We start from the raw sequence: 25,017 nt of genomic DNA, 5'->3' as shown, positions 1-25,017 counted from the left end.
TAGATCCACATGATAGGGTTTATCAATTGCTTGAGTTTCGTAGTAATATTCATTAGAATAATATAGTTGATTCTATTGCTTTTTTGTTAATAGATATTTTTCATTAAAAATGGAAGTGAATTATGAATCTCGAGGAAGATTCACTTTATATGAAGGAGAAAATAATTTGACAGCAATACGTTATGAATTCATAAAAACTTGTAAGCAAACAGGCGCCAGATTGGGGATTGTGCATACACCTCATGGATCTTTTGAAACGCCGGCTTTTATGCCAGTTGGAACGTTAGCAACAGTAAAAACAATGGCTCCAGAAGATTTAAAAACGATGGGAGCAAATATCATTTTAAGTAATACGTATCATTTATGGCTAAGACCAGGTCATGACATTGTAAAAGAAGCGGGCGGGCTTCATAAATTCATGAATTGGGATAAAGCGATATTAACGGACTCTGGCGGATTTCAAGTTTTTAGTTTAAGTGATTTCCGCAAAATTGAGGAAGAAGGTGTACATTTTCGTAACCACTTAAATGGGGATAAATTATTCCTTTCTCCAGAAAAAGCAATGGAAATCCAAAATGCATTAGGGTCAGATATTATGATGGCATTTGACGAGTGTCCGCCATACCCAGCAGAATATGATTATATGAAGAAATCAGTGGAACGTACTTCACGTTGGGCAGAACGCTGCCTAAAGGCACATAATCGTCCAGAGGATCAAGGGTTATTTGGTATTATTCAGGGTGGAGAATACGAAGAACTTCGCAAACAAAGTGCAAGAGACTTAGTTTCTTTGGATTTACCTGGCTATGCAGTCGGTGGATTATCAGTTGGAGAACCTAAGGATGTGATGAATCGTGTCCTCGAATTTACAACACCATTAATGCCGGATAATAAACCGCGTTATTTAATGGGAGTAGGTTCACCAGATTCATTAATCGATGGTGCGATTCGTGGGATTGATATGTTTGATTGTGTGTTACCAACTAGAATAGCAAGAAATGGTACGGTGATGACAAGTGAAGGCCGTCTTGTTGTGAAAAACGCTAAATATGCTAGAGATTTTGGACCTTTGGATCCAGATTGTGATTGCTATACTTGTAAAAATTATAGCCGGGCATATATTCGTCACCTTATTCGATGTGACGAAACATTCGGAATAAGGCTTACATCTTACCATAATCTATATTTTCTGTTAAACTTAATGGAGAATGTCCGAGACGCAATCAGAAACGACCGTTTAGGAGATTTTAAAGAAGAGTTTTTCGAACGTTATGGATTTAATAAGCCGAACGCTAAAAACTTTTAATAGAGAATTTGAAAGGAGGGGAAATATAGATGGGAAATTTAGCTGGTTTACTACCGTTTATTTTAATGTTTGTACTATTCTATTTCTTGCTTATCCGTCCACAGCAAAAGCGTCAAAGAGCTGTGCGTGATATGCAGAGTAGCTTAAAAAAAGGGGACAAGATTGTCACGATTGGCGGCATGCATGCTACAATCGATGCAATTGATGAAGGAACGGTTGTGTTAAAAGCAAAAGATGGTTCACGCCTGACATTTGATCGTAATGCAATTCGTGAAGTCGTAGAATCCTCTGCTGCAGTAGCTAGTCCAACATTAGAAAAAACAGAACAATAAGTAAAAAAAGTGCAGTCTTAAAAAATAAGACTGCACTTTTATATTTTATTTGAAGTATTTTTGGTTAGTTATTTTTGGAAAGATTTACCCCTAATATCCCTCCCATCATACAAATAAGGGTATAACATACATGATAAATGGTTTGTTCTATCGTAAATAGTTGGTCTGAGCCTAAAAAGGAAAATAAAAAAATGATGATGGAATAGATGAACCCAGTAAGTCCCCCAAGAAACCAACCTCTTTCTTTTCCTTTCCCGCCAGAAATAAAACCACCTGCAAATAAAGTTATAAAGGATACGGCTGTAATAATATGTTGCAGGGATGATTCTTGAATAGATGTAAATCTTAATAAAAGGGAAAAGAACAAACTACTTGCTATTAACATAATGAAAATGGCAATTAGACCGTATAAAATGGAACTGCCAACATGTTTACTCTCTTCTATTGTAAACCTCTCCTTTCCAAAACATCTAAAGTTTTCTATAAAAGTTCTCTAGTACAAGCATATTCAGGAAGGAAGAAAATAGAATTAAAAAATATTTAAAAATACATTTTTCTCTCATCGTTATAATGCTGCTTTCCCGTATTATTTTTATCTTATAGAGCAGATTAAAAGAGAACATATTTGATCGGAGGAGATAATATGGACCAGTATTTGATCATTTTGTTTAGAACGATTTTAATCTATTTCTTAATCGTTCTTATTTTTCGAATGATGGGAAAAAGGGAAATAGGGGAATTAAGCATACTAGATCTTGTTGTATTCATTATGATCGCAGAAATTGCTGTTGTTGCTATAGAAGATTATAAGGATCCGATTTTACCAACACTATTTCCAATGTTTATCCTTCTAGCCATCCAAGTGCTTCTTGCGTTCTTTTCCTTAAAAAGCAAAAAAATGCGTGATTTTATTGAGGGAGAACCAACATTGATTATTAAAAATGGCAAGATTGACGAAAAAGCCATGAGAAGTCAGCGCTATAATTATGATGACTTATTAATTCAGCTGAGAGAAAAAAATATCCGAAATATTGCAGATGTAGAGTTTGCCATACTAGAAACATCAGGTAAACTTTCTGTATTTGAAAAGGAAGAAAATAAGTCATCTATTACCATCCCATTAATTATGGATGGAATTATTCAAGAGAGCAACCTAGATAGAATAGGAAAAACTAATCTATGGTTAAGACAGCAATTGAAAGATAGAGGATATGTTAATATAAAAAATATCTCCTTTTGCAGTTATCAAGAAGGTGAATTTTATATTGATTTGATTGATCATTAAAGAAAGAACAACAATGAAATCTTTCAGTAAAAAAGCAACCAGTGAGAAGCGGAATGCTCATTGGTTGCTACAGTTTAAGTAGTTTTAAGAAAAAAATGGACCAATCCAAGGGATTTTTGCTAAATCTCTTTTGTTCATTAAACGGAAAAGGAAAAGCAATACGATATAAAAGATACAGATTAAACTAGTAATACTAATGATTTGTATCAGAATGGAAGGGAATGTTATTGATTTGACTAAAAGAGAGCCAAGATAGGCAGTTAGCATGATAACAAGCAGCATTTTTACATAATCTTTCACAATAATCGAGAAACTGATTGTTTTTAATATTGTAGCAAAATGAAGGATCGTTACTAAAACAAATCCAACAATTAGAGCAATAGCTACGCCGAAAATTCCAAACTCTGGTCGACTTGCAAGAATAAAAATTAACGCTGTTTTAACGGCTGCGCCGATAAAGCTGTTAATCATTGCTGCTCTAGCAAAATTTAAGGCTTGCAAAGTAGCCTGGAGTGGGCCTTGGTAATAATTAAGAATAAAGAACGGTGCCATAAGCTGAATAAAGGAAGTGCCTCTTGTGCTTCCGTACATAATGGTCATTAAAGGCTCAGCCAAAACATACAGCACTACAATGGCAAGTCCACCTGTCATAAAGGTGAATTTAAGTGCTTGCTGTAATAAATGTTCGATTAGCTTTAGTTGATTATTAGCCTTTGCTTCACTAATAGCAGGCACAAGAGATGTTGATAATGATTGAGTGAAGAAGGATGGCAGCATTAAGAGTGGGAGTGCGAATCCAGTTAATACTCCATATTGTTTTGTTGCATTGATAGCAGAAAGACCAGCTAATGATAAACTATGGGCTACAACAATAGGTTCAATAAACCAGGCAATGCTACCAATCATACGACTCCCCGTTGTTGGTAAAGCTATTGTCATTAATTCTTGGAAAGTATTTTTTCCATTATGTACATATTGGAAGAATTTTTTCCGTAAGTGAAATTTCTTTTTCCATTTAAATGATGCCAGTAAATAGAATAAAGACGCAAGTTCTCCCAGAACAGAAGCTAACATTGCCCCTGCAGCAGCATATTCGACTCCAAGAGGTAGAAAAGCTTTTGTTAAAGTCGCAATTAACGCAATCCGAACGATTTGTTCAATCACTTGAGAAATTGCAGCTGGCTTCATATTTTGTCTACCTTGAAAATACCCTCTTAAAACAGATGAAACAGCGATTATTGGGATAATTGGTGTAATCGCAAGAAGTGGCAAAAGAGTTCTTTCATCTGTAAATAGTGTTTGGGAAAGATAAGGTGCTAAAAGAAATAAAGCTGGAGTGAAGATTACTGTTAGACCTAATGTTGTACTTAATGAAATGATTAAGATGCTCTTGACTTTTCGTAAATTCCCTGCAGCTTCTGCTTCGGCAACATTCTTAGAGATAGCTACAGGCAGTCCAAGCTGAGTGATGGTCACAACTAATATCATTGTCGGATAAACCATCATGTAGAGTCCAACCCCATCATCTCCGATAAATCGTGCAATAACAATTCGATTTATAAATCCGAGGACTCTAGTAATAAATCCTGCTATAAGTAAAATCATTGTTCCCTTTAAAAACTTAGACATTCTATTCCCTGCCTTCTCAAATAGCGAATAATACTATACAATTATCTATATGCAACAGAGTGGACAAAGCATGACAAGGTTTTTTATAAAAGTACGTTTGTTGTAAGGAAGAGACGATATTTTATTGTTAGGATGAAAATGGAATCATATTTTTTCTATGTAAATTGGTTTGCTTAGCATTATGGAGGTATAGAAGTAAAAGCAGATAGCTCATGTTTAAAAGGAAACATAAAATGACTGTAATGGAGTGAATAGGAATGTCGTCAACATCAACACACATATATGACCAATATCGTTCACAAGTTAAGCCTGTATTAAATAGCAAGATAGAAGAGTTTCACTTACTAGGCTATGAGACTATTAAGGAAGACGAGCTATGGGTATTTTTAACGAATAAAAAATGGAGAAAGCCCGCTCAAGAAATTAGAATTTCGGAGCTAGTACAAGATATACTGAATGTTAAGGTGGCAGATTATATGAACTTTGCCACTATCGAGGCATATAAAACGGCAGATCTTTTCTCTGTCTTATCAGAAGAAGAGAAAAAAGAATTATTGAAATAATGGAGTTTTATTAATCAAAACTTCTTCTGGTAGTTTTTTAATTGATGATGGTCTGGGATGGTGGTATTAAAAGCCAAGTCGTTAACTTTATGTGACAATTAGAATAACTTTACTAGTATATTTTTCTATACAAATTGACAGTCATGATAAACTGTTCCATAATGAGTTTATTCTAAGTAACAGAAGAAATCGCTAGTTTAATTTACTGGAAAGAAGTGAACCGCAAAAATAGAATAACACCTAATTATAAGGTTCATATTAAAAGAGGACATCATTTTTGATAAATAACAATGAATATGGCTAGTATTAGTTGGGGAAGTTTCTGCTTTGTATTTCATGAGGAGGATTAATACATAATGGTTAAACGCAGTAGAATTGTTGCTTTTTTGTTAATCATTGTCTTGGCGGCAGGATTAATGGGAGGAACAACAAATAAAATTTTAGACAATATTAAGCTTGGATTAGACCTTCAAGGTGGATTTGAAGTTCTTTATAAAGTAGAACCGCTGGAAAAGGGCAAAGCAAAAATTGATGAAGCGGCTTTAAAAAGTACAGCTCAAGCTCTAGATAAAAGGATAAATGTTTTAGGAGTAAGCGAGCCTGTTATTCAAATAGAGGGAAAAGACCGAATAAGAGTTCAACTTGCTGGTATAACAGATCAAAATGAAGCAAGAGAAATGCTTTCAACAGAAGCTAACCTAACATTCAGAGATATCCACGATAAGAAATTGCTAGATGGCTCTGATTTAGTGCAGGGAGGAGCAAGTCAAGAATTTGACCAGTATGGAAAGCCTAGTGTTTCTTTAAAACTAAAAGATGCAAATAAGTTTAAAGAAGTAACGCAATCAGTTTTAGGTAGTCCTTTAGTCATCTGGTTAGACTTTGAAGAAGGAGATTCTTATAACGCGGAAGCAGCCAAAGAAGAACCAAAATACTTATCCGCACCGATGGTAAGTGAAGTGATTAATTCGGATACTGTATCTATAACTGGTAATTTTACCGTAGATGAGGCGACCAGATTAGCTGAATTATTAAATGCTGGGGCGTTGCCGGTTAAATTAACGGAAGAATATTCAACAAGTGTTGGTGCACAGTTTGGAGATCAAGCGTTAAAAGATACAGTATATGCGGGCATAATTGGTGTAGGCCTAGTATTTTTATTTATGCTTCTCTATTACCGTCTGCCTGGATTAGTTGCTATCATTACATTGTCCATCTATGTTTATCTAAATCTGTTGGTTCTTGATTTAATGCAAGGGGTATTAACGCTTCCAGGAATTGCGGCACTTATTCTCGGTGTTGGAATGGCTGTAGATGCAAATATTATTACCTATGAACGAATCAAGGATGAACTGAGGGTAGGAAAGTCGCTGCGAGCTGCATTTCATGCAGGAAATAAAAACTCCATTGGAACCATTCTTGATGCAAACTTAACTACCATTATAGCTTCGATTGTTTTATTTATTTATGGGACAAGTTCAGTAAAAGGGTTTGCTACACTCTTAATTGTTAGTATATTAGTAAGTTTTATTACTGCTGTTTATGGTTCTAGATTATTACTCGGTTTACTAGTGAAAAGTAAATTGTTTGATAAAAAAATTACGTGGTTTGGAGTCAATCGTAAAGACATTAAGCATATTAGCGAAAATTACGATACTTTAACATTGCCAACCAAATTTGATCGTCTTGATTTTGTAAAATATAAGAATATATTTTTTACAATTTCTAGTGTTTTAATTGTGGCAGGGATTGTGATTATGTTTATATTCAAGCTTAATCTTGGAATTGATTTTGCAAGTGGATCTCGTATAGAAGTTATGGCAGATAAAGCATTAACAACTGCTGAAATTGAAGATCACTTAGATAAGCTGAATGTAAAAGCAGACGATATCATCATTTCAGGTGATAAGCAAGAGACTGCTGCTATTCGTATTAAAGGTGATTTAAGTCAAACTAAAATTAATACGATAAAATCAGAGTTTAATAAGACGTATGGGCATGATCCAAACGTCAGCAGTGTATCACCAACAATTGGGAAAGAATTAGCTAAAAATGCCTTTAAAGCGATAATTTTTGCCTCTATCGGAATCATTATTTATGTGGCAATTCGCTTTGAAGTATATATGGGTCTTGCAGCTGTAATAGCATTACTGCATGATGCCTTCTTTATTATCGTGATCTTCAGTCTCACACGACTAGAAGTAGATATTACTTTTATCGCAGCCGTGTTGACAATTGTCGGTTACTCGATTAACGATACGATTGTTACCTTTGATCGTATAAGAGAAAATTTAGCGAAGAAAAAGCGTATCAAAACACCACAAGAAATTAAAGATATTATCAATAGAAGTATTCGACAGACATTCGCTCGTTCGATAAATACTGTAATAACGGTTGTGATTTGTGTAGTGGCTTTATTAATATTCGGAAGCAGTGCCATCACAAACTTCTCTTTAGCGTTATTAATTGGTTTAATCGGCGGTGCCTATTCTTCTATCTTTATTGCATCCCAGCTTTGGTATGTTTGGAAGAAGAGAGAGTTAAAGAGAAAAGGTGTCTTAATTACGTATAAAGAAAAACGCCCAATTTCAGACGAACCACAAGTATAAGAAACACTTCAAAAACCTGTCTCCTAAAGCAGAAGGAGCAGGTTTTTGTATGTTCGCTAAAAAAATACTTGTTTATGATAGTGGAAAGATGGAAAATAGGAAATAATAGAACCAAAAATACAAAGGGAGAGAAGTAAATGAAATTTCAATGGAATATGCTTTTGGGAATTATTTTTGCTTTAATTGTTGCGGTCTTTGCTGTTATTAATGTCGAACCGGTTTCTGTTAATTACTTATTTGGCGAAGGGGACTGGCCGCTTATTTTAGTCATATTAATTTCTGTTCTTCTTGGTGGATTAATTATTGGCTCTGCTGGAATTATTCGTATTTATTCATTGCAACGTAAAATTAAAACATTGGAAAAAGAAAAAAAGGCATTAGAACAAAAAACGGATGATAAAAAAGAGAAGGAAAAGGTTCTAACAGATCTAAAATAAAAAGGGATGTCTGCAAGAAGAAATTCGTTGGGGAGTGTTTACTTCGATTAATTTCTTTTCAGACATCTTTTTTTTCTATTTTTTCATCGGAAATGATTTCTTAAATAATTTTTTTATATTTAAAGTTATTATGAAAAAAATGACTATTCGTTTTTCCATTCTTCCTGCATTGAAACGACTTCTTTTAACTTGTATAATAGTTAGATTGAGGTGATTGAATGTTACGTTCCAAAAAAAGATGGATACAAGAAGAAACTTCTAATCAAGAAACTATTTCACTATTAGCAGAAGAGCTAAAACTAGCACCAATTGTAGCCTCTCTTTTAATGAAAAGAGGTTATCATACATCAGAGGAAGCAAAAGCTTTTTTATTTGATGATAATAATGATTTTCATGATCCTTTCCTGCTTTTAGGAATGGATATAGCTGTAGATCGAATACAAAAGGCAATTACTAACAAAGAATTAATTCTTATTTTTGGAGATTATGATGCCGATGGAGTAACTAGCACGACCGTTATGATGAAAACGTTAGAGGGTCTTGGAGCCAATGTGCAATTTTATATTCCAAACCGATTTACCGAAGGATATGGCCCTAATGAGAGGGCTTTTCGCTATGCTAAAAGCATTGGTGTTCAATTGATTATTACAGTCGATACGGGTATTGCTGCTGTTCATGAAGCGGAAGTGGCAAAAGAATTGGAAATAGACTTAATCATTACCGATCACCATGAGCCAGGACCAATATTGCCAGAGGCACTTGCGATCATTCACCCCAAGATAGAAGGTAGCGAGTATCCGTTCCGTGAGTTAGCAGGGGTAGGCGTTTCTTTCAAGTTATCTCACGCTCTTTATGGAAAAGTTCCCCATCATTTATTGCCATTTGCGGCAATTGGAACAATCGCTGATCTTGTCTCCTTAACAGGAGAAAATCGCCTTCTTGCGAAAAAAGGCATCAGGGCACTGCAAGAAACAGATAATATCGGTTTAAATGCATTATATCGTCAAATGAATATCGACAAAAATACGATTAATGAAGAAACAATAGGATTTATGCTTGCACCACGTATTAATGCTATTGGCAGATTAGGAGATGCGGATCCGGCTGTTGACTTATTATTAACAGATGATCCAGAGATTGCAAAAGAACTAGCATTAGAAATGGAAGAAACAAATAAAGAAAGACAAGCGATTGTAAATCAGATAACAGTGGAAGCGATGGAACAAGTGGACGAGCTCTATCCATTAAATGAAAATCGTGTTCTAATTGTAGGGAAAGAGGGCTGGAACCCTGGCGTTGTGGGGATCGTTGCTTCTCGATTGGTAGAAAAGTACTATCGACCAACGATTGTATTAAGTTATGACAAGGAAACGGGAATAGCAAAAGGATCTGCTCGCAGTATTGAGGGATTTGATTTATATAAAAATTTATCGACGTGTAGAGATATTCTGCCTCATTTTGGTGGGCATCCAATGGCTGCAGGAATGTCTTTGAAAATAGAAGATGTAGATGTTCTTAGAGATAGTTTAAATAGATTAGCCTTTGAACAATTAACAGAAGAAAATCTCATTCCATTAACAAAGGTGGATGGCAGCTTTTCAATAAGTGATATATCTATTAAATCAATAGAGGAAATGCAAATGCTCGCCCCATTTGGAGTCGATAATCCCAAGCCTAAATTAACCTTCTGTGATCTAGAAATCGACAATATGCGGAAAATAGGTTCCAATCAAAACCATTTAAAGATTGTATTAAAAGATAATGAGTTTGAATTAGATGGAATAGGATTTGGAATTGGTGACTTATGTGATCATATCTCTCCAAGTGCAAAAGTGTCTGTATTAGGGGAGCTTTCGATAAACGAATGGAATAATCGTAAAAAACCACAAATCTTTATTCAAGATATGGAGGTTCCTCATTGGCAGCTGTTTGACTATCGAAGTTTAAGAAAAGTGAATCAATTATACGAAGTAGTGCCTAAAAATGCACAGTGGATTTTTTTTCATCAAGATTCTGTTCCTAAGGATATGGATGAACAAGTCTCTTATCAGGTGATTGAATCAATAGAGCAAGCAGCATTCCTAGAATCGATGAATAATACTATGGTACTGGCAGATTATCCCCCTAGTTTGGATATGCTAAAAACATTGTTATCTAACAATGCTCCTGAAAGAATCTATGCTGTTTTTTATAAACAACAAAGTGACTTTTTTAGTACCATGCCAACTCGTGATCATTTTAAATGGTTCTATGCTTTTTTAGCAAAACAGGGGAATTTTCACCTGCAAAAATTCGGCGGAGAGCTCGCTAGAAGAAAAGGTTGGAGTAAAGAAACGGTAGATTTTATGTCAAAGGTGTTTTTTGAATTAAATTTTGTTACAATGAAGGATGGATTTATTTCACTGAATAAGAATGTTCCAAAAAGAGATTTAACAGAATCTATCTCTTTTCAACAAAAACAAGCGCAATTTGAGCTGGAAAATGAATTAATTTATTCATCTTATGAACAACTTAAAAATTGGTTTGATCTTATTCTAAAGAAATCCGTCAATAATGAGGAGGAAGTAAAAGAATGGATTTAAAACAATATGTTACGATCGTTGAAGATTGGCCAAAAGAAGGGATCAGATTCAAGGATATAACAACATTAATGGATAATGGTGATGCATATAGATATGCAACAGATCAAATTGTAACGTATGCAAAAGAAAAAGAAATTGATCTTGTTGTAGGACCAGAAGCAAGAGGCTTTATCATTGGCTGTCCTGTTGCTTATTCGCTTGGAGTTGGCTTTGCTCCAGTTCGTAAAGAAGGCAAATTACCGAGAGAAACGATTAAAGTAGAATATGGCTTGGAATATGGAAAAGACGTATTAACAATCCATAAAGATGCGATTAAACCGGGCCAACGTGTTTTAATTACAGATGATTTATTAGCGACAGGCGGTACAATTGAGGCGACAATTAAATTAGTTGAAGAACTAGGTGGGGTTGTCGCTGGTATTGCATTTTTAATTGAATTGTCTTATCTTGAAGGACGTAAAAATTTAGATGGATATGATATTTTAACATTAATGGAATATTAATCCGTATACATGAAAAAAAGAGCGCTGATCAAGCGCTCTTTTTCATAATCGAAAAGAAAAAGAAAGAAAAAATTGCTATGTTTAGGCAGAAATCGCCTTCATTCGACATTTTTCTTTCTTTCCATATAAAAATTACTTCCAATCCCTTTACAATCTCCCTTTTTTTTTCGATAATAGTAATAATCATTCTAAAATAAATTTTATTCTTTTTTGTAATCTTGCATAAAAGTAGTAGGATAGAAAGAATGTCTAAAATATGCTAAATTTAAATAATATAATTGTAATATGAAAGGTGATTACATGGCGAACGATCAAGTGTTAACCGCCGAACAAGTCATCGATAAGACTAGAGGATATTTAAACGAAGAGCACGTAGCTTTTATTGAAAAAGCTTATGACTATGCAAGAGAAGCTCATCGTGAACAATATAGGAAATCTGGGGAACCATATATTATTCATCCAATCCAAGTAGCAGGAATTTTGGCTGATTTAGAAATGGATCCAGCAACAGTAGCAGCAGGTTTTCTCCATGACGTTGTTGAAGATACGGAAATTACTTTACAAGATATAAGTAAAGTATTTAACAGTGAAGTGGCCATGCTCGTTGACGGTGTAACGAAGCTCGGTAAAATTAAATATAAATCACATGAAGAACAGCAAGCAGAAAATCATCGCAAAATGTTTGTAGCGATGGCGCAGGACATTCGTGTTATCCTAATTAAATTAGCAGACAGACTTCATAATATGAGAACATTGAAGCATTTACCTGCAGAAAAGCAGCGTCGTATTTCAAATGAAACATTGGAGATTTTTGCCCCACTTGCTCATCGTCTAGGAATCTCTACAATTAAATGGGAACTAGAAGATACTGCATTACGCTATATGAATCCACAGCAATATTATCGTATCGTAAATTTAATGAAAAAGAAAAGAGCAGAACGAGAACAATACCTAGATGAAGTAGTTACTGAAATTCGTGAAGGTACGGCAGAAGTAAAGATTCAAGCAGATATTTCGGGAAGACCAAAACATATATACAGCATTTATCGCAAAATGGTTTTACAGAATAAACAGTTTAATGAAATATATGACTTATTAGCAGTAAGAATTGTTGTCAACAGTATTAAAGATTGCTATGCCATACTAGGGATTATACACACGCGATGGAAACCAATGCCTGGCCGCTTTAAAGACTATATAGCGATGCCCAAGGCTAATATGTATCAGTCTCTCCATACAACTGTTATCGGTCCTAAGGGTGATCCTTTAGAAGTGCAAATTCGTACACAGGACATGCATCGAATTGCTGAATACGGGATTGCAGCTCATTGGGCCTACAAAGAGGGAAAATCCGTAAATGAAGGATCCTCATTGGAAGAAAAATTAACTTGGTTTAGAGAAATATTAGAATTCCAAGATGATATCGTAAATGCAGAAGAGTTTATGGAAAGTCTGAAAATTGATTTATTTTCAGATATGGTGTTTGTTTTTACACCAAAGGGAGATGTGTTTGAGTTACCTTCTGGCTCTGTACCAATTGATTTTGCTTATCGTATCCATTCAGAAATCGGAAATAAAACGATTGGAGCAAAAGTGAATGGCAAGATGGTCACTCTTGATTACAAGTTAAAAACAGGTGATATTGTTGAAATCCATACGAGTAAACATTCGTATGGACCAAGTCAAGATTGGTTAAAAATAGCGCAAACATCCCAAGCGAAAAATAAAATTAGACAATTTTTCAAGAAACAACGTAGGGAAGAAAATGTCGAAAAAGGGAAAGAATTAGTTGAAAAAGAAATTCGTAATATGGAATTTGATTTAAAAGAAATTCTTACACCGGAGAATGTGAAGGCAGTAATTGAAAAATTTAATTTTATGACAGAAGAAGATATGTATGCTGCTGTAGGCTACAACGGAATTACAGCACTACAAGTTGCCAATAGGTTAACGGAAAAATGGCGGAAGAAAAGAGATGCAGAACAGATTTCAACTATCTCAAATGCAGTTGCTGAATTAAAGTCTTTTTCCAATAATAAAAAGAGTGCTTCTGGTGTTCGAGTAACAGGGATTGATAACTTATTAATTCGTTTATCTCGCTGCTGTAATCCAGTGCCAGGTGATGAGATAGTTGGTTTTATCACAAAAGGAAGAGGAGTTTCCGTTCATCGGGCAGACTGTACCAATATTGACACTGAAGATGCAAAGGCTCGACTAATTCCTGTGGAATGGGAAACGAATTTAAATAACCGCAAAGAATATAATGTTGAAATTGAAATAAGTGGCTATGACAGAAGAGGTTTATTAAATGAGGTTCTCCAGGCCGTTAATGAATCGAAAACTAATATATCAGCCGTATCTGGTAAGTCTGACCGTAATAAAGTTGCGACGATTAACATGAGTATTATGATTCTAAATGTCAATCATCTTCAAAAAGTTGTCGATCGAATTAAACAAATTCCAGATGTCTATTCTGTACGAAGAATAATGAACTAAGGAGTCTTTAGTGTGCGTGTAGTATTACAAAGATCAAAAGAAGCAAAAGTGGAAGTAGACGGAGAGATAGTTGGCGCTATTGAGAAAGGGTTCGTTCTTCTTGTAGGTATTACACATAGCGATACATTGGAAGAGGCTAAATACCTTGCAGATAAAATTATCCATCTTCGCGTTTTTGAAGACGAGAATGGGAAAATGAATCATAGTATTTTAGATAGGGAGGGAGCCGTTTTATCGATTTCCCAGTTTACCCTATATGGAGATACACGTAAAGGAAGAAGACCTAACTTTATGGATGCCGCAAAGCCAGAGCAGGCAAAGGTGTTATATGATCAATTCAATACGCTTTTACGTAGCCATGGCCTAACTGTTGAAACAGGTATTTTTGGTGCGATGATGGATGTTCAGCTAATAAACGATGGACCGGTAACATTAATATTAGATAGTAAATAATTAAATGATTGATTCCTATACAATTAAAAAAGGTTAGAACCATAAGTAATCTAGACAGAAAAAAAGCCAAACAATCACGAAAGCTCGGATGATTGTTTGGCTTTTCATTTCTTTTTATATGACTATTCACTAAACAGGCTTTAATAGCTAAAATAATTCTCTAAGCCATTATGGATAGCTGTTGTAATGGTCTCTTGATACTTGTTAGAAAGTAACGTTTGTTCTTCAGCGGGACTACTTAGGTATCCCAACTCTAAAAGAGAGGCAGGTTGTCTATTTTGCTTAAGGACGACATATGAATTTTGTTTAACACCTCTGTCCTTTCGATCGGTTGCTTCAATGATACTTTTATGTAAGCTGGTTGCTAATTTTTTCTGATTAGATGTGTAGTAATAGCTTGTAACACCATTTACGGAACGATCACTTATGCTATCATAATGAAGGCTTATAAAAGCATCTGCATGATAGAAATGGCTTATATCGACCCTTGTTTGTAACGGGATAAAAAAATCGTTTTTTCTAGTTAGGATTACCTTTGCACCAGAGGCTTCGAGTTTATTAGCAAGTAACTTTGCGGTACGAAGATTTAATGTCTTTTCAAGTGTACCGATAATGCCTATTGTGCCACTATCCTTTCCGCCGTGCCCAGGATCTATAACGATTGTTTTTCCCTTTAAATCCTTTGTAGCTGTAGCATTAGTAATTTGGAGATCATTTGATGCCGAATCTTCAACCAGCCATTCCGCAATGTATCCAAATTCGCCGTCTGCAAGTTTAATTTTATACCAATCATCAATTATTTCTACTGCTTGAAAGGTTTCGCCGCTATCTGCGACAAGTAAGATTTTTGAATTGACGGTTGCATCGCTTCTAATATTTGTTCTATCATAGAGCAGTTTAACTTTCTTATCGATTGTTTTTCCTTTTCTACTTTCTATATCACTACTCTTTAACAGATCTTTATGAACCCAGCCGATATTACCAGAGTATTGAATTTTTGCCCAATTAGATTCTTCTTCTATTATAGTAATTACAGTGCCAATGCTGATTTTCCCGATGATTTCTGCACTAGTAGATGGATTGCTGCGAAGATTAATCTGATCTTCTGCAACAGTAGCTATTTCCTGTTTAGACTTTTTTTGTACTCCTGTTTCTGTATGATTAGAAGAATCTTCAAACAGAAGATAATCATTGTGGACCCATCCAGTTCCTAAAGCTGTTCTGATTTGGTACCAATCGTAATTTACGGAAAGGACGGTAACTTCAATTCCTTTACCTAAAGTGGTAATCACTTCATAATTTGTACCTGGTCCTTTTCTTAGACGAAGGCCATTCTCTGTAATTGTGGCTTTGTTTGAATGGGAAGTAATTGCTTCTTCTTCTTTTTCCATTTGGTCGTCAGTTGTACTTTGTCCATTTTTGGTTACTAAATAAGCGGCTACCCATCCAGTAGAAGAAGAGGTATATTGAATTTCAATCCAATCCTTTTCTTCCTTTATTAAAGGATATGCTTTTCCTATCTCCATTTTCCCAATAACATTTTGATCAAGCCCAGGATTTTCTCTAACGTTTACGACCGTATTAGCTTGAACAGTTGATTGATTTTCTGCTGATACATGTTGATACTGTGTAGGAATGAAGAAGATGCTGACTAAAAGTAATAGCATCCATCTTATATTCTTCAAACAAGCTGCACTCCTTCCGTAATTGTCTAAAGCTGACTAGTATAATTTCACATAGAATAAGATTCTTCTTTTTGAAGGTATATTCCTTTATGCTACTCTTATTTTTTTTAATCAAATTTAGACAAGAAACTATTTTTTTGATGAAATTTTTTAGCCACTCATGGTAATACTATAAAAAAATAACAGAAAAAAGGGTGAAATGCATGAGATTTGGTGAAAAAAGTTCATCAACTAGTGAAATTGATTCAAAATTACTAGGTGTCGATTTTCACGATTTTATTCAAAGAGAAGGAAATTCAAATGCGGTTGAGCTAGCTTCTGAATTCGGTCTTTCATTAGGCGAAGTAAAAAAACTAAAGAAACAGCTAGGAAAATTATAATAGAGCGGGAAATCATTTTCATATCCTATTGACAATACAATCTTTCCTATTTATTATTAATTAAATAATAATAAATAATCTAGTAAAGCCATTGATCGAGAAGAGTATCTAAGAGACACATGAACAGAGAGGAAATGTCATGAAGGCTGCAAGCATTTCTACATGATGACTTAGAGAAAGAACACTCAGGGAGGCTTTCTTCTGAAAATATTCTTCATTAGTAGGTAGAAACGTGCGCAGGCGTTAACTGCAAAGTGGGAGATTTAAGAAAAAATCTTCAATTAGGGTGGTACCACGGGAAAAATCTCGTCCCTTGTATTCAGATGGATGCAAGGGACGAGATTTTTTTATTTGAAAATATTACGAATTAAGCGCGGATATCAGCGTTTTTCTAATAGCAGGGAGGATACATAAAATGCATATTAATATTCCAAGAGGAACCCAAGATATTTTGCCAGGTACCGTAGAAAAGTGGCAATATATTGAAGGGAAAATTAAACAACTTTGTGATCGATATCAATATAGCGAAATTCGCACTCCTATATTTGAACATACAGAATTATTTTTACGAAGTGTTGGAGACACAACGGATATTGTTACAAAAGAAATGTATACTTTTGAGGATCGAGGAAAAAGAAGCTTAACATTAAGACCAGAAGGAACAGCGGCGGTTGTTCGTTCATTTGTGGAGAATAAAATGCATGGATATGCATCTCAGCCAATTAAGCTCTTTTATTTAGGGCAAATGTTCCGCTATGAGAGACCACAAGCTGGACGTTTTCGTCAGTTTGTTCAGTTTGGTGTGGAAGCAATTGGGAGTAAAGATCCTGCTATTGATGCGGAAGTAATTGCACTTGCATATTCCGTTTATCAAACAATGGGATTATCAAAGTTAAAAGTAGTTGTTAACAGTTTAGGTGATAAAGAAAGTAGACAAGCTCACCGAGAAGCGCTAATTGCACATTTTCAACCGAGCATCGGGGAATTTTGTCATGATTGCCAAACAAGACTAGAGAAAAACCCAATGAGAATCCTAGATTGCAAAAAGGATCATGATCATCCATTAATGAAGTCTGCACCATCTATCCTAGAGTACTTAAATGAAGAGTCAAAAACATACTTTACAAAGGTACAAAAATATTTAACGGCTTTAAATATTCCCTTTTTTGTTGATTCCAATCTAGTTAGAGGTTTGGATTACTATAACCACACAGCTTTTGAAATAATGAGTGAAGCAGAAGGGTTTGGGGCTATTACTACATTATGTGGTGGAGGCAGATACAATGGCTTAACAGAAGAATTAGGCGGTCCTGAAGCTCCTGGAATCGGCTTTGCTATGAGTTTAGAACGATTACTTTCTGCCCTTGAAGCAGAAAAAATCGAATTACCTATTGAAAAGAAAGTGGATTGCTATTTAGTTTCGTTAGGAGAAGAAGCGAAGGATTACACGGTAGGATTAGTAAATGAGCTTAGACAGGCTGGTTTCTCTGCTGAAAGGGATTATCTTGATCGCAAAGTAAAGGCCCAATTTAAAGCAGCTGATCGTCTTCACGCTAAATATGTCGCTGTTTTAGGAGAAAATGAATTGCAAAATAACAAAATTAACTTAAAGCTGTTAGAAACAGGAGAACAAAAAGAAATTCCGCTAACCGAGCTTGTAAGTGCCCTAAAGGATTTTAGTGCATTCTGAGCAAGGGGGATGAAGGGTAGGGCTATTTTCTTTGTTTTCAATATGGAAATAAAGAAAATAAAACATATGAATGAGTCGTTAGGAATATAAAAATGTGAATAAACAAATGTTGATTATAGGGAGGATACTTCATGTTTGGAAGAACATATTTTTGTGGTGAAGTAACAGAAAAATCGATTGGTGAGAGTATTGTTTTAAAAGGCTGGGTGCAAAAAAGACGAGATCTAGGCGGGCTGATTTTCATTGATTTACGTGACCGTACAGGTATCGTTCAGGTAGTATTTAATCCAGAGATAAATAAAGAGGCAATCGAAATTGCTGATAAGGTTAGAAATGAATTTGTACTAGATATAAAAGGAAAAGTAGTTGCACGCCAAGAAGGTACAGTTAATGAAAACCTTAAAACAGGAAAAATTGAAATAATTGCGGATGAAATTAAAATCATTAATGAAGCAAAAACTCCTCCATTCGTTATTTCTGATCAAACAGATGTTACAGAAGATGTACGTTTAAAATATCGCTATTTAGATGTTAGAAGACCTGTTATGTTTGAAACCTTAAAAATGCGTCATCAAGTCACAAAAGTGATGAGAGATTTTCTTGATAGTGAGGGGTTTTTGGATATTGAAACACCAATCTTAACAAAAAGTACGCCAGAAGGGGCAAGAGATTATTTAGTACCTAGCCGAGTTCATCCAGGTGAATTCTATGCATTGCCTCAGTCACCGCAAATTTTCAAGCAATTATTAATGGTCGGTGGAGTAGAGAGATACTATCAGATTGCTCGCTGTTTCCGTGATGAAGATTTACGTGCAGATCGTCAGCCAGAATTCACACAGCTTGATTTGGAAACAAGCTTTATGAGTCAGGAAGATATTATGAGTATGATGGAAGCAATGATGGCAAAAATCATGAAAGAAGTTAAGAATATTGATGTTACACTCCCATTTCCAAGAATGCCTTATGATGAAGCAATGAGTAGATATGGTTCAGATAAACCAGATACTCGTTTTGAGATGGAATTAGTTGACCTTTCTGAAATAGTGAAAGACTCTAGCTTTAAAGTATTTGCTTCAGCAGTTGAAACAGGTGGTCAAGTAAAAGCAATAAATGTAAAGAATGCTAGTGGAAACTATTCTCGTAAAGATATTGATGCATTGACAGAGTTCGTAAAAGTGTATGGAGCAAAAGGTCTTGCTTGGTTAAAAGCTGAAGAAGACGGCTTAAAAGGGCCTATTTCTAAGTTTATTTCCGAGACAGAGCAAAAAGGCTTTGAGCAAGCGTTAAATATTGAAGCAGGAGACCTGCTTTTATTCGTCGCTGATAAAAAGAATGTCGTTGCCGATGCATTAGGAGCACTGCGTTTAAAATTAGCAAAAGAGCTAGATTTAATTGATCAAAGTAAATTCAATTTCTTATGGGTGACAGATTGGCCATTATTTGAATATGACGAAGAAGAAGGCCGTTTTTATGCAGCACATCATCCATTCACAATGCCTCAAAGAGCGGATTTAGAATTACTTGATACGAATCCTGAAGCAGTGAAAGCACAAGCTTATGACATTGTGTTAAATGGTTATGAGCTAGGCGGTGGTTCTCTACGTATATTTGAAAAAGAAATTCAAGAAAAAATGTTTAGCTTATTAGGATTTACTAAGGAAGAGGCTTATGCTCAATTTGGTTTCTTGTTAGAAGCATTTGAATATGGAACTCCACCACATGGAGGAATTGCAATTGGTTTAGATCGCTTAATTATGCTGCTATCTGGACGTACGAATCTTCGTGATACGATTGCATTTCCTAAAACAGCAAGTGCAAGCTGTCTTTTGACAAATGCTCCAAGTGAAGTAAGTGAAAACCAATTAACAGATTTACATTTATCTTTGAAACTGAATAAATAATGATTAAGAGACTGGAATAGAAGTATTTCACCAAATATAGACCCGAACAATTATGCGGAGATATCAACAATATTTCGTATGATTGTTCGTTTTTTTATGTCGAAAAAGACGTTTTGTGTTTATTTACTGGAGTTAAATATGTATCGCTTTATACTGGCTACCAGAGCATTTAGCTATGAATAGAGATCGATCCTCTTTACTCATTACATATTTTGTTCTTTAGTACTTGCAATATTTACAACTATCATTTAATTGGAAAATTTTAATTCTTATCGGGAAACAAGGAAAGGGTAGTGGTAGCTGATAAAAATTTATGTTATATTTCTTAAGTAATAATTTTATTCTTTCAGAATGAAAATTCCTGATAAGGGAATATGTAAACATAATTAGTTGGTAGGAAAAATTAAATGGAGTTGAAAACAGATGTTGCATCAATTTTCGAGAAATGAGCTAGCCATTGGCAAAGAAGGGCTAGAGACAATGAAAAACAGTACGGTTGCTGTTCTAGGAATCGGAGGCGTTGGTTCCTTTGCTGCCGAAGCGTTAGCTCGTTCAGGCGTAGGAAAATTAATCTTAATTGATAAGGATGATGTGGATATTACGAATGTCAATAGACAGGTAATTGCATTATTATCTACAGTTGGCCGTCCTAAAGTAGATATTATGAAAGAACGTATTGCAGATATTAATCCAGACTGTGAAGTAATTGCATTGAAAATGTTCTATACCGAAGAAACATATGAAGAAATTTTTGCTTATGGCTTAGATTTTATCATAGATGCATCTGATACGATAGCTTATAAAATTCACTTAATGAAAGAGTGTTTAAACCGAAATATCCCAATCATTTCAAGCATGGGCGCAGCAAATAAAATGGATCCTACTCGTTTCCAAATTGCAGATATTAGTAAAACACATACAGATCCAATTGCAAAAGTTATTCGTACAAGACTTCGTAAAGAAGGAATTAGAAAAGGGATTAACGTCGTATTTTCAGATGAAAGTCCCATTGTAATTCGTGAAGACGTTCGTAAAGTGGTCGGAAAAGATAATGCGCCGATTCGGAAGGCGAAAATGCCACCATCTTCAAACGCATTTGTTCCTTCTGTGGCTGGGTTAATAATGGCTAGCCATGTCGTAAAAGAGTTACTAAAAGAGATAAAAATCACACGTGTAAAAGACGAGAAATAATCATATAAAATGACGGTAAATATTTCTTGATTGAAAAAGATTGGAACAAGTGTCTAGCTTCATTTAAACCAAAACAATTATACGAAAATGCTGGGAAAAGCTACGTATAATTGTTTTGGTTTTTTTTACATAGTGTTTTGCCGACTATTTATATAATTGTTAGAAAAACTAGCTGAAGCCTATTGACTAGTATTGGAGTATTAGTGTACTATGTAGATAATACACTAATACAATGAGGTGATTTAAATGAATTCGTTTAATGGGCTATTAAAAAAAGATTTAAAACTTGGTCTTCCTTTTCTGTATACGAGTATTATTATTGTCAGTTTGGGATTGATAACGTCTATTGTACTATCTAGTTATTACAAAACAATTATGTTGGTCGCAATTTTTGCCATCACTTTCTGTTTTGCGCATGTGTTTTACCTTCCATCTTTTTTGTTAACTTCTTTAAATATAGAAGGGAAAACACAATTATGGCTTCATAATCCTAACAGCAGCATAAAACTCCTTTTATCAAAATGGATTGCAGGAATCCTGTATTCGATAATATCATTGTTTTTAATGTTTAGTGTGGCAGTGATTAGTATGAATGTTGGAGAATTGAAACTAGCTTTCAATCAAACAAATTTATTTTTTATGTGTTTAATCCTGTTAGGAATATCCATATACCTCAGCAGCTGGGTCTTTTTCTCATGGACACTTTATCACAGCATGAAAAAAATCGTATGGTTAAATAAAATACGCTGGGTCGTTTTAATCCTTCTTTGGAATATTTGGAATATTGCTGTCTATTGGTTTAATAGAATCCCGGTTATTGATGCTCTTAAAAGAAAATCAGTAATTTCTGTAGACAATACACTTGCTTTTGAAGCACGTCGGAATTTTTTTAAGGCTTCTATAGAAACAACAGAGATATCTATTCTTTCATTATGCGGATATATTCTAACACTATTCTTCCTATTTCTAATAGCTTCTTGGTTATTGGAAAAGAAAGTGGAGGTGTAGATTACCATGGCAGATGAATTTGAATCATCCAGACCAATTTACATGCAGATCGTAGAAAAAATTACACAGCAAATTGCGCGCTATGAACGGATGCCAGGAGATAAATTGCCATCTGTTCGAGAAATGGCTATTGCATCTGGAGTTAATCCAAATACAATTCAACGGACGTACGGTGAATTGGAAAGGATGAAGATTGTGGAAACGAGAAGAGGTCAGGGTACATTTATAACCGAATCAGAAGATATTATAGAGGAGCTAAGAACAAAGCTTCAACATGATTTACTGGAACAGTTTATTCGTAATATGCAAGAGCTAGGAATCAAAAGAGAAGAAATGGTTCAGTTATTAGAAATCTATCTTCAAGAGAAGAAGGGTGAAAAGTAAATGATACAATTTCGCAATGTAACCAAAAGATATGGTAGAGAGTATGCAGTGGAAAATGTAAATTTAACCTTAGAAGAGGGAAAAATTTATGGTCTTCTTGGTACAAATGGAAGTGGAAAATCAACCACGTTGAAAATGATTGCTGGTCTTGTCCAGCCGACTAATGGCGAGGTGTTAGTCAATGGAAAAAATGCTACACGTAGAATTGCAGAGGATGTTTCCTATTTAACGGAGCTAGACCGTTTTTATGAATCTTTTACTATTCAAGAAATGATACGATATACAGCATCGCAGTTTCATGATTTTCAGCTTGGTAAAGCGCAAGAATTACTAGATTTTATGCAGTTAGAGCAAAATAAAAAAATAAAGAATCTTTCGAAGGGAAACAGAGGAAGACTGAAGCTTGTTCTTTGTTTAGCTCGGACAGCGCCAATTTTATTACTGGATGAACCTTTTTCAGGTTTAGATCCACTGGTGCGGGAATCAATTGTTAAAGGATTATTAAACTATATTGATTTTGAAAAACAGACCGTTGTGATAGCAACACATGAGATAGTAGAGGTTGAATCCATTTTAGATAATATAGTTGTTTTAAATAATGGGAATGTAATCGCCAATCTTTCAGTAGAGGATTTAAGGGAAGAAAAAGGTCAATCCATTATCGAGTGGATGAAGGCAAATATAAACAAATGAAAGGCTGGTAAATAATAGTGACATCCGTAGTGGAATTAAAAAATGTCTCAAAAATAATCAATGGAAGAAAAATAATTGATTCGTTGAGTTTCCAAGTAAAAGCAGGAGAAGTATTTGGTTTTCTTGGTCCAAATGGTGCAGGGAAAACAACGACAATCCGGATGATTGTTGGTCTCATTAATATGAGTGATGGGGATATCACTATTTGCAAGGAGAGTGTTCGCGATCAGTTTGAGAAAGCAATCCAGCATGTTGGAGCCATTGTAGAGAACCCGGAAATGTACAAATTTTTGAGTGGGTATGAAAATCTTCTGCACTATGCTCGAATGGTGAAAGGTATATCAAAGCAAAAAATAATGGAGACAGTTGAATTAGTTGGTTTAAAAGATCGAATTCATGATAAAGTTCGCACTTATTCACTTGGAATGCGACAACGTTTAGGCCTTGCGCAAAGCCTTTTGCATGATCCTAAGGTATTAATCTTAGATGAGCCAACGAATGGATTAGATCCTGCAGGGATAAGAGAGATAAGAGACCATTTAAGAATGCTAGCTAGAGAGAGAAACATGGCAGTTATTGTTTCCAGTCACTTGTTAGCAGAGATGGAAATGATGTGTGATCGCATCGGCATTATTCAAGAAGGTAAACTGGTCGATGTACAGTTAGTAAAGGACTTTGTTGCAGTAGAGCAAGTATTTGAAATGGAGCTTTATCCTGTTGATAAGGCCATAAGTCATATACAGGGAATGATGCCGGAAGTGCAAGTTATGCCAAGAGAGCAGGGAGTTCATATTACGGTAACAAAAGAACAAATACCTGGAATAATAAAAGCACTTGCTTTACAGGACGTTCAGATTTTTGGCATAAAAGAAGTATCAAAAACATTAGAAGATCGATTTTTAGAATTGACTAACCACAGGGAGGATCTGAATTAATGCAGCTAATAAGAAATGAATGGATGAAGATATGGAAACGTCCAGCAACATTAGTAATGATCGTGCTCTTATTAATTGCTGTTTTATTGCTTGGTGCTTTTAATAAATATCAATCAAGTGGATTTTCTGTCCCTGATAATGAGAACTGGAAACATGGACTTGAATTAGAAAATAAGCGCTATAATGAACAGCTGGAAGATGAACACCCTCCTGAAGAAACAAGGAATTATTATACAAAAGAAATAGCTATAAACGAGTATCGAATTACACATAATTTTAGTACAAATGTAGAATACTCTGCATGGGATTTTGTTGCTGATAGTATCCAACTGCTTAGTCTTGCAGGCTTATTTACAATTATTATTGCAGCTGGAATCGTAGCAAACGAGTTTAATTGGGGTACGATAAAACTTCTCCTTATTCGTCCATTAAGCAGAATAAAGATTCTATTATCAAAATATTTAACGGTATTACTTTTCGGGTTATTAACTATTTTTATCATCTTTGCCTTTTCTTTTATATTAGGTGCCATTCTGTTTGGACTGCCGAAAGAAGTGTATCCATATTTATTTTATTACAATGGGGTAGTGAAGGAACAAAGCATTCTCATGCATTTAATAAGCTATTATGGATTAAATTCGATCAGTTTATTTATGCTCACTACTATGGCATTTATGATTTCTTCCGTTTTTCGGAATAGTTCACTCGCAATTGGGATATCGATTTTCTTAATGTTTATGGGGAATACAGTCACTTTATTATTAGCGAAATGGTTTGATTGGGCGAAATATTTATTATTTGCCAACACCGATTTAACGCAGTATTTGGAAGGAACTCCTTTAGTGAGCGGCATGACTTTGTCTTTCTCCATTACTATGCTCGTTATTTATTTTGTCGTATTCATTGGCTTAGCTTTTTGGGTGTTTAGGAAGAGAGATGTTGCGGCGTAATTTTT

22 protein-coding genes and 1 other annotated feature are annotated in these 25,017 nt (G+C 34.9%); of the genes, 19 read left to right on the top strand and 3 right to left on the bottom strand.

Annotated elements, in window-relative coordinates:
* Positions 1-166 precede the first annotated feature (166 nt).
* Positions 167-1,306 carry a tRNA guanosine(34) transglycosylase Tgt gene (gene tgt / locus NiCM35_RS08110; protein WP_095331635.1) on the top strand — a complete coding sequence of 380 codons (1,140 nt, stop codon included), beginning with the start codon at positions 167-169 and terminating at the stop codon, positions 1,304-1,306.
* 29 nt (positions 1,307-1,335) lie between these two features.
* Entirely contained in the window at positions 1,336-1,638 is a 303-nt protein-coding gene (gene yajC / locus NiCM35_RS08105) for a preprotein translocase subunit YajC (RefSeq protein WP_095331637.1), read from the top strand.
* 64 nt (positions 1,639-1,702) lie between these two features.
* Here the strand turns inward: yajC and NiCM35_RS08100 are convergent, their stop codons facing one another.
* Positions 1,703-2,053 (bottom strand): TIGR04086 family membrane protein, encoded by a 351-nt coding sequence (locus NiCM35_RS08100; RefSeq protein ID WP_328824417.1) that lies wholly within the window; start codon positions 2,051-2,053, stop codon positions 1,703-1,705.
* 228 nt (positions 2,054-2,281) lie between these two features.
* On the opposite strand from NiCM35_RS08100, the gene NiCM35_RS08095 reads away from it, so the two are divergent.
* Positions 2,282-2,923 (top strand): DUF421 domain-containing protein, encoded by a 642-nt coding sequence (locus tag NiCM35_RS08095; RefSeq protein WP_095331641.1) that lies wholly within the window; start codon positions 2,282-2,284, stop codon positions 2,921-2,923.
* An 84-nt stretch (positions 2,924-3,007) separates the two neighbouring features.
* Here NiCM35_RS08095 and spoVB read toward each other — a convergent pair whose 3' ends face one another.
* Positions 3,008-4,552 (bottom strand): stage V sporulation protein B, encoded by a 1,545-nt coding sequence (gene spoVB, locus NiCM35_RS08090; RefSeq protein ID WP_123258040.1) that lies wholly within the window; start codon positions 4,550-4,552, stop codon positions 3,008-3,010.
* A gap of 257 nt (positions 4,553-4,809) precedes the next feature.
* On the opposite strand from spoVB, the gene NiCM35_RS08085 reads away from it, so the two are divergent.
* The 7 genes from NiCM35_RS08085 to dtd all read left to right on the top strand — a co-directional run bounded on the left by NiCM35_RS08085 (position 4,810) and on the right by dtd (position 14,195).
* On the top strand, positions 4,810-5,115 hold the full coding sequence (locus NiCM35_RS08085) for a post-transcriptional regulator (RefSeq protein WP_095331645.1): 306 nt from the start codon (positions 4,810-4,812) through the stop codon (positions 5,113-5,115).
* A 356-nt stretch (positions 5,116-5,471) separates the two neighbouring features.
* The gene (gene secDF, locus NiCM35_RS08080; protein WP_095331647.1) at positions 5,472-7,724 is read left to right on the top strand and encodes a protein translocase subunit SecDF; all 2,253 of its coding nucleotides are present in this window, start codon (positions 5,472-5,474) and stop codon (positions 7,722-7,724) included.
* Positions 7,725-7,861: 137 nt separating this feature from the next.
* The gene (locus NiCM35_RS08075; protein ID WP_095331649.1) at positions 7,862-8,161 is read left to right on the top strand and encodes a LapA family protein; all 300 of its coding nucleotides are present in this window, start codon (positions 7,862-7,864) and stop codon (positions 8,159-8,161) included.
* A 218-nt stretch (positions 8,162-8,379) separates the two neighbouring features.
* On the top strand, positions 8,380-10,743 hold the full coding sequence (gene recJ, locus NiCM35_RS08070; RefSeq protein WP_123258039.1) for a single-stranded-DNA-specific exonuclease RecJ: 2,364 nt from the start codon (positions 8,380-8,382) through the stop codon (positions 10,741-10,743).
* On the top strand, positions 10,734-11,246 hold the full coding sequence (locus tag NiCM35_RS08065; RefSeq protein WP_095331653.1) for an adenine phosphoribosyltransferase: 513 nt from the start codon (positions 10,734-10,736) through the stop codon (positions 11,244-11,246). Before recJ ends, NiCM35_RS08065 begins: the two co-directional genes overlap by 10 nt.
* A 300-nt stretch (positions 11,247-11,546) precedes the next feature.
* On the top strand, positions 11,547-13,742 hold the full coding sequence (locus NiCM35_RS08060) for a RelA/SpoT family protein (protein ID WP_095331655.1): 2,196 nt from the start codon (positions 11,547-11,549) through the stop codon (positions 13,740-13,742).
* Positions 13,743-13,754: 12 nt separating this feature from the next.
* Positions 13,755-14,195 (top strand): D-aminoacyl-tRNA deacylase, encoded by a 441-nt coding sequence (gene dtd, locus NiCM35_RS08055; RefSeq protein WP_095331657.1) that lies wholly within the window; start codon positions 13,755-13,757, stop codon positions 14,193-14,195.
* Between the two features lie 140 nt (positions 14,196-14,335).
* On the opposite strand, the gene NiCM35_RS08050 is transcribed toward dtd, so the two are convergent.
* A complete protein-coding gene (locus NiCM35_RS08050) occupies positions 14,336-15,880 on the bottom strand; it encodes an N-acetylmuramoyl-L-alanine amidase family protein (protein ID WP_095331659.1) in 1,545 nt (514 codons plus the stop codon).
* Between the two features lie 203 nt (positions 15,881-16,083).
* Here NiCM35_RS08050 and NiCM35_RS08045 point away from each other — a divergent pair, with 203 nt between their 5' ends.
* The 9 genes from NiCM35_RS08045 to NiCM35_RS08005 all read left to right on the top strand — a co-directional run bounded on the left by NiCM35_RS08045 (position 16,084) and on the right by NiCM35_RS08005 (position 25,012).
* A complete protein-coding gene (locus NiCM35_RS08045; protein WP_164463668.1) occupies positions 16,084-16,260 on the top strand; it encodes a hypothetical protein in 177 nt (58 codons plus the stop codon).
* 82 nt (positions 16,261-16,342) lie between these two features.
* Positions 16,343-16,577 (top strand) — a binding site (T-box leader).
* Between the two features lie 98 nt (positions 16,578-16,675).
* Entirely contained in the window at positions 16,676-17,950 is a 1,275-nt protein-coding gene (gene hisS, locus NiCM35_RS08040) for a histidine--tRNA ligase (RefSeq protein WP_095331661.1), read from the top strand.
* A gap of 131 nt (positions 17,951-18,081) precedes the next feature.
* Entirely contained in the window at positions 18,082-19,851 is a 1,770-nt protein-coding gene (aspS, locus tag NiCM35_RS08035) for an aspartate--tRNA ligase (protein ID WP_123260792.1), read from the top strand.
* Between the two features lie 423 nt (positions 19,852-20,274).
* Positions 20,275-21,042, top strand: a complete 768-nt coding sequence (locus NiCM35_RS08030; RefSeq protein WP_095331665.1) for a tRNA threonylcarbamoyladenosine dehydratase — start codon at positions 20,275-20,277, stop codon at positions 21,040-21,042.
* A gap of 246 nt (positions 21,043-21,288) precedes the next feature.
* A complete protein-coding gene (locus NiCM35_RS08025) occupies positions 21,289-22,050 on the top strand; it encodes a hypothetical protein (RefSeq protein WP_095331667.1) in 762 nt (253 codons plus the stop codon).
* Positions 22,051-22,056: 6 nt separating this feature from the next.
* Positions 22,057-22,434, top strand: a complete 378-nt coding sequence (locus NiCM35_RS08020; RefSeq protein ID WP_095331669.1) for a GntR family transcriptional regulator — start codon at positions 22,057-22,059, stop codon at positions 22,432-22,434.
* The gene (locus NiCM35_RS08015; RefSeq protein ID WP_095331671.1) at positions 22,435-23,127 is read left to right on the top strand and encodes an ABC transporter ATP-binding protein; all 693 of its coding nucleotides are present in this window, start codon (positions 22,435-22,437) and stop codon (positions 23,125-23,127) included.
* A gap of 17 nt (positions 23,128-23,144) precedes the next feature.
* A complete protein-coding gene (locus NiCM35_RS08010; RefSeq protein WP_095331673.1) occupies positions 23,145-24,062 on the top strand; it encodes an ABC transporter ATP-binding protein in 918 nt (305 codons plus the stop codon).
* Positions 24,062-25,012: an ABC transporter permease gene (locus tag NiCM35_RS08005; protein ID WP_433779160.1), complete on the top strand. Its 951-nt coding sequence runs from the start codon at positions 24,062-24,064 to the stop codon at positions 25,010-25,012. The genes NiCM35_RS08010 and NiCM35_RS08005 overlap by 1 nt, the downstream gene beginning before the upstream one ends.
* The last annotated feature ends 5 nt before the right edge of the window (positions 25,013-25,017 follow it).

Origin of the sequence: Niallia sp. M35 (assembly GCF_050971705.1) — a bacterium.
Classification (GTDB): Bacteria; Bacillota; Bacilli; order Bacillales; family Cytobacillaceae; genus Niallia; species Niallia circulans_A.
Note: the sequence above shows the minus strand (reverse complement) of the source record. Positions and strands in the feature narration are given on the sequence as shown.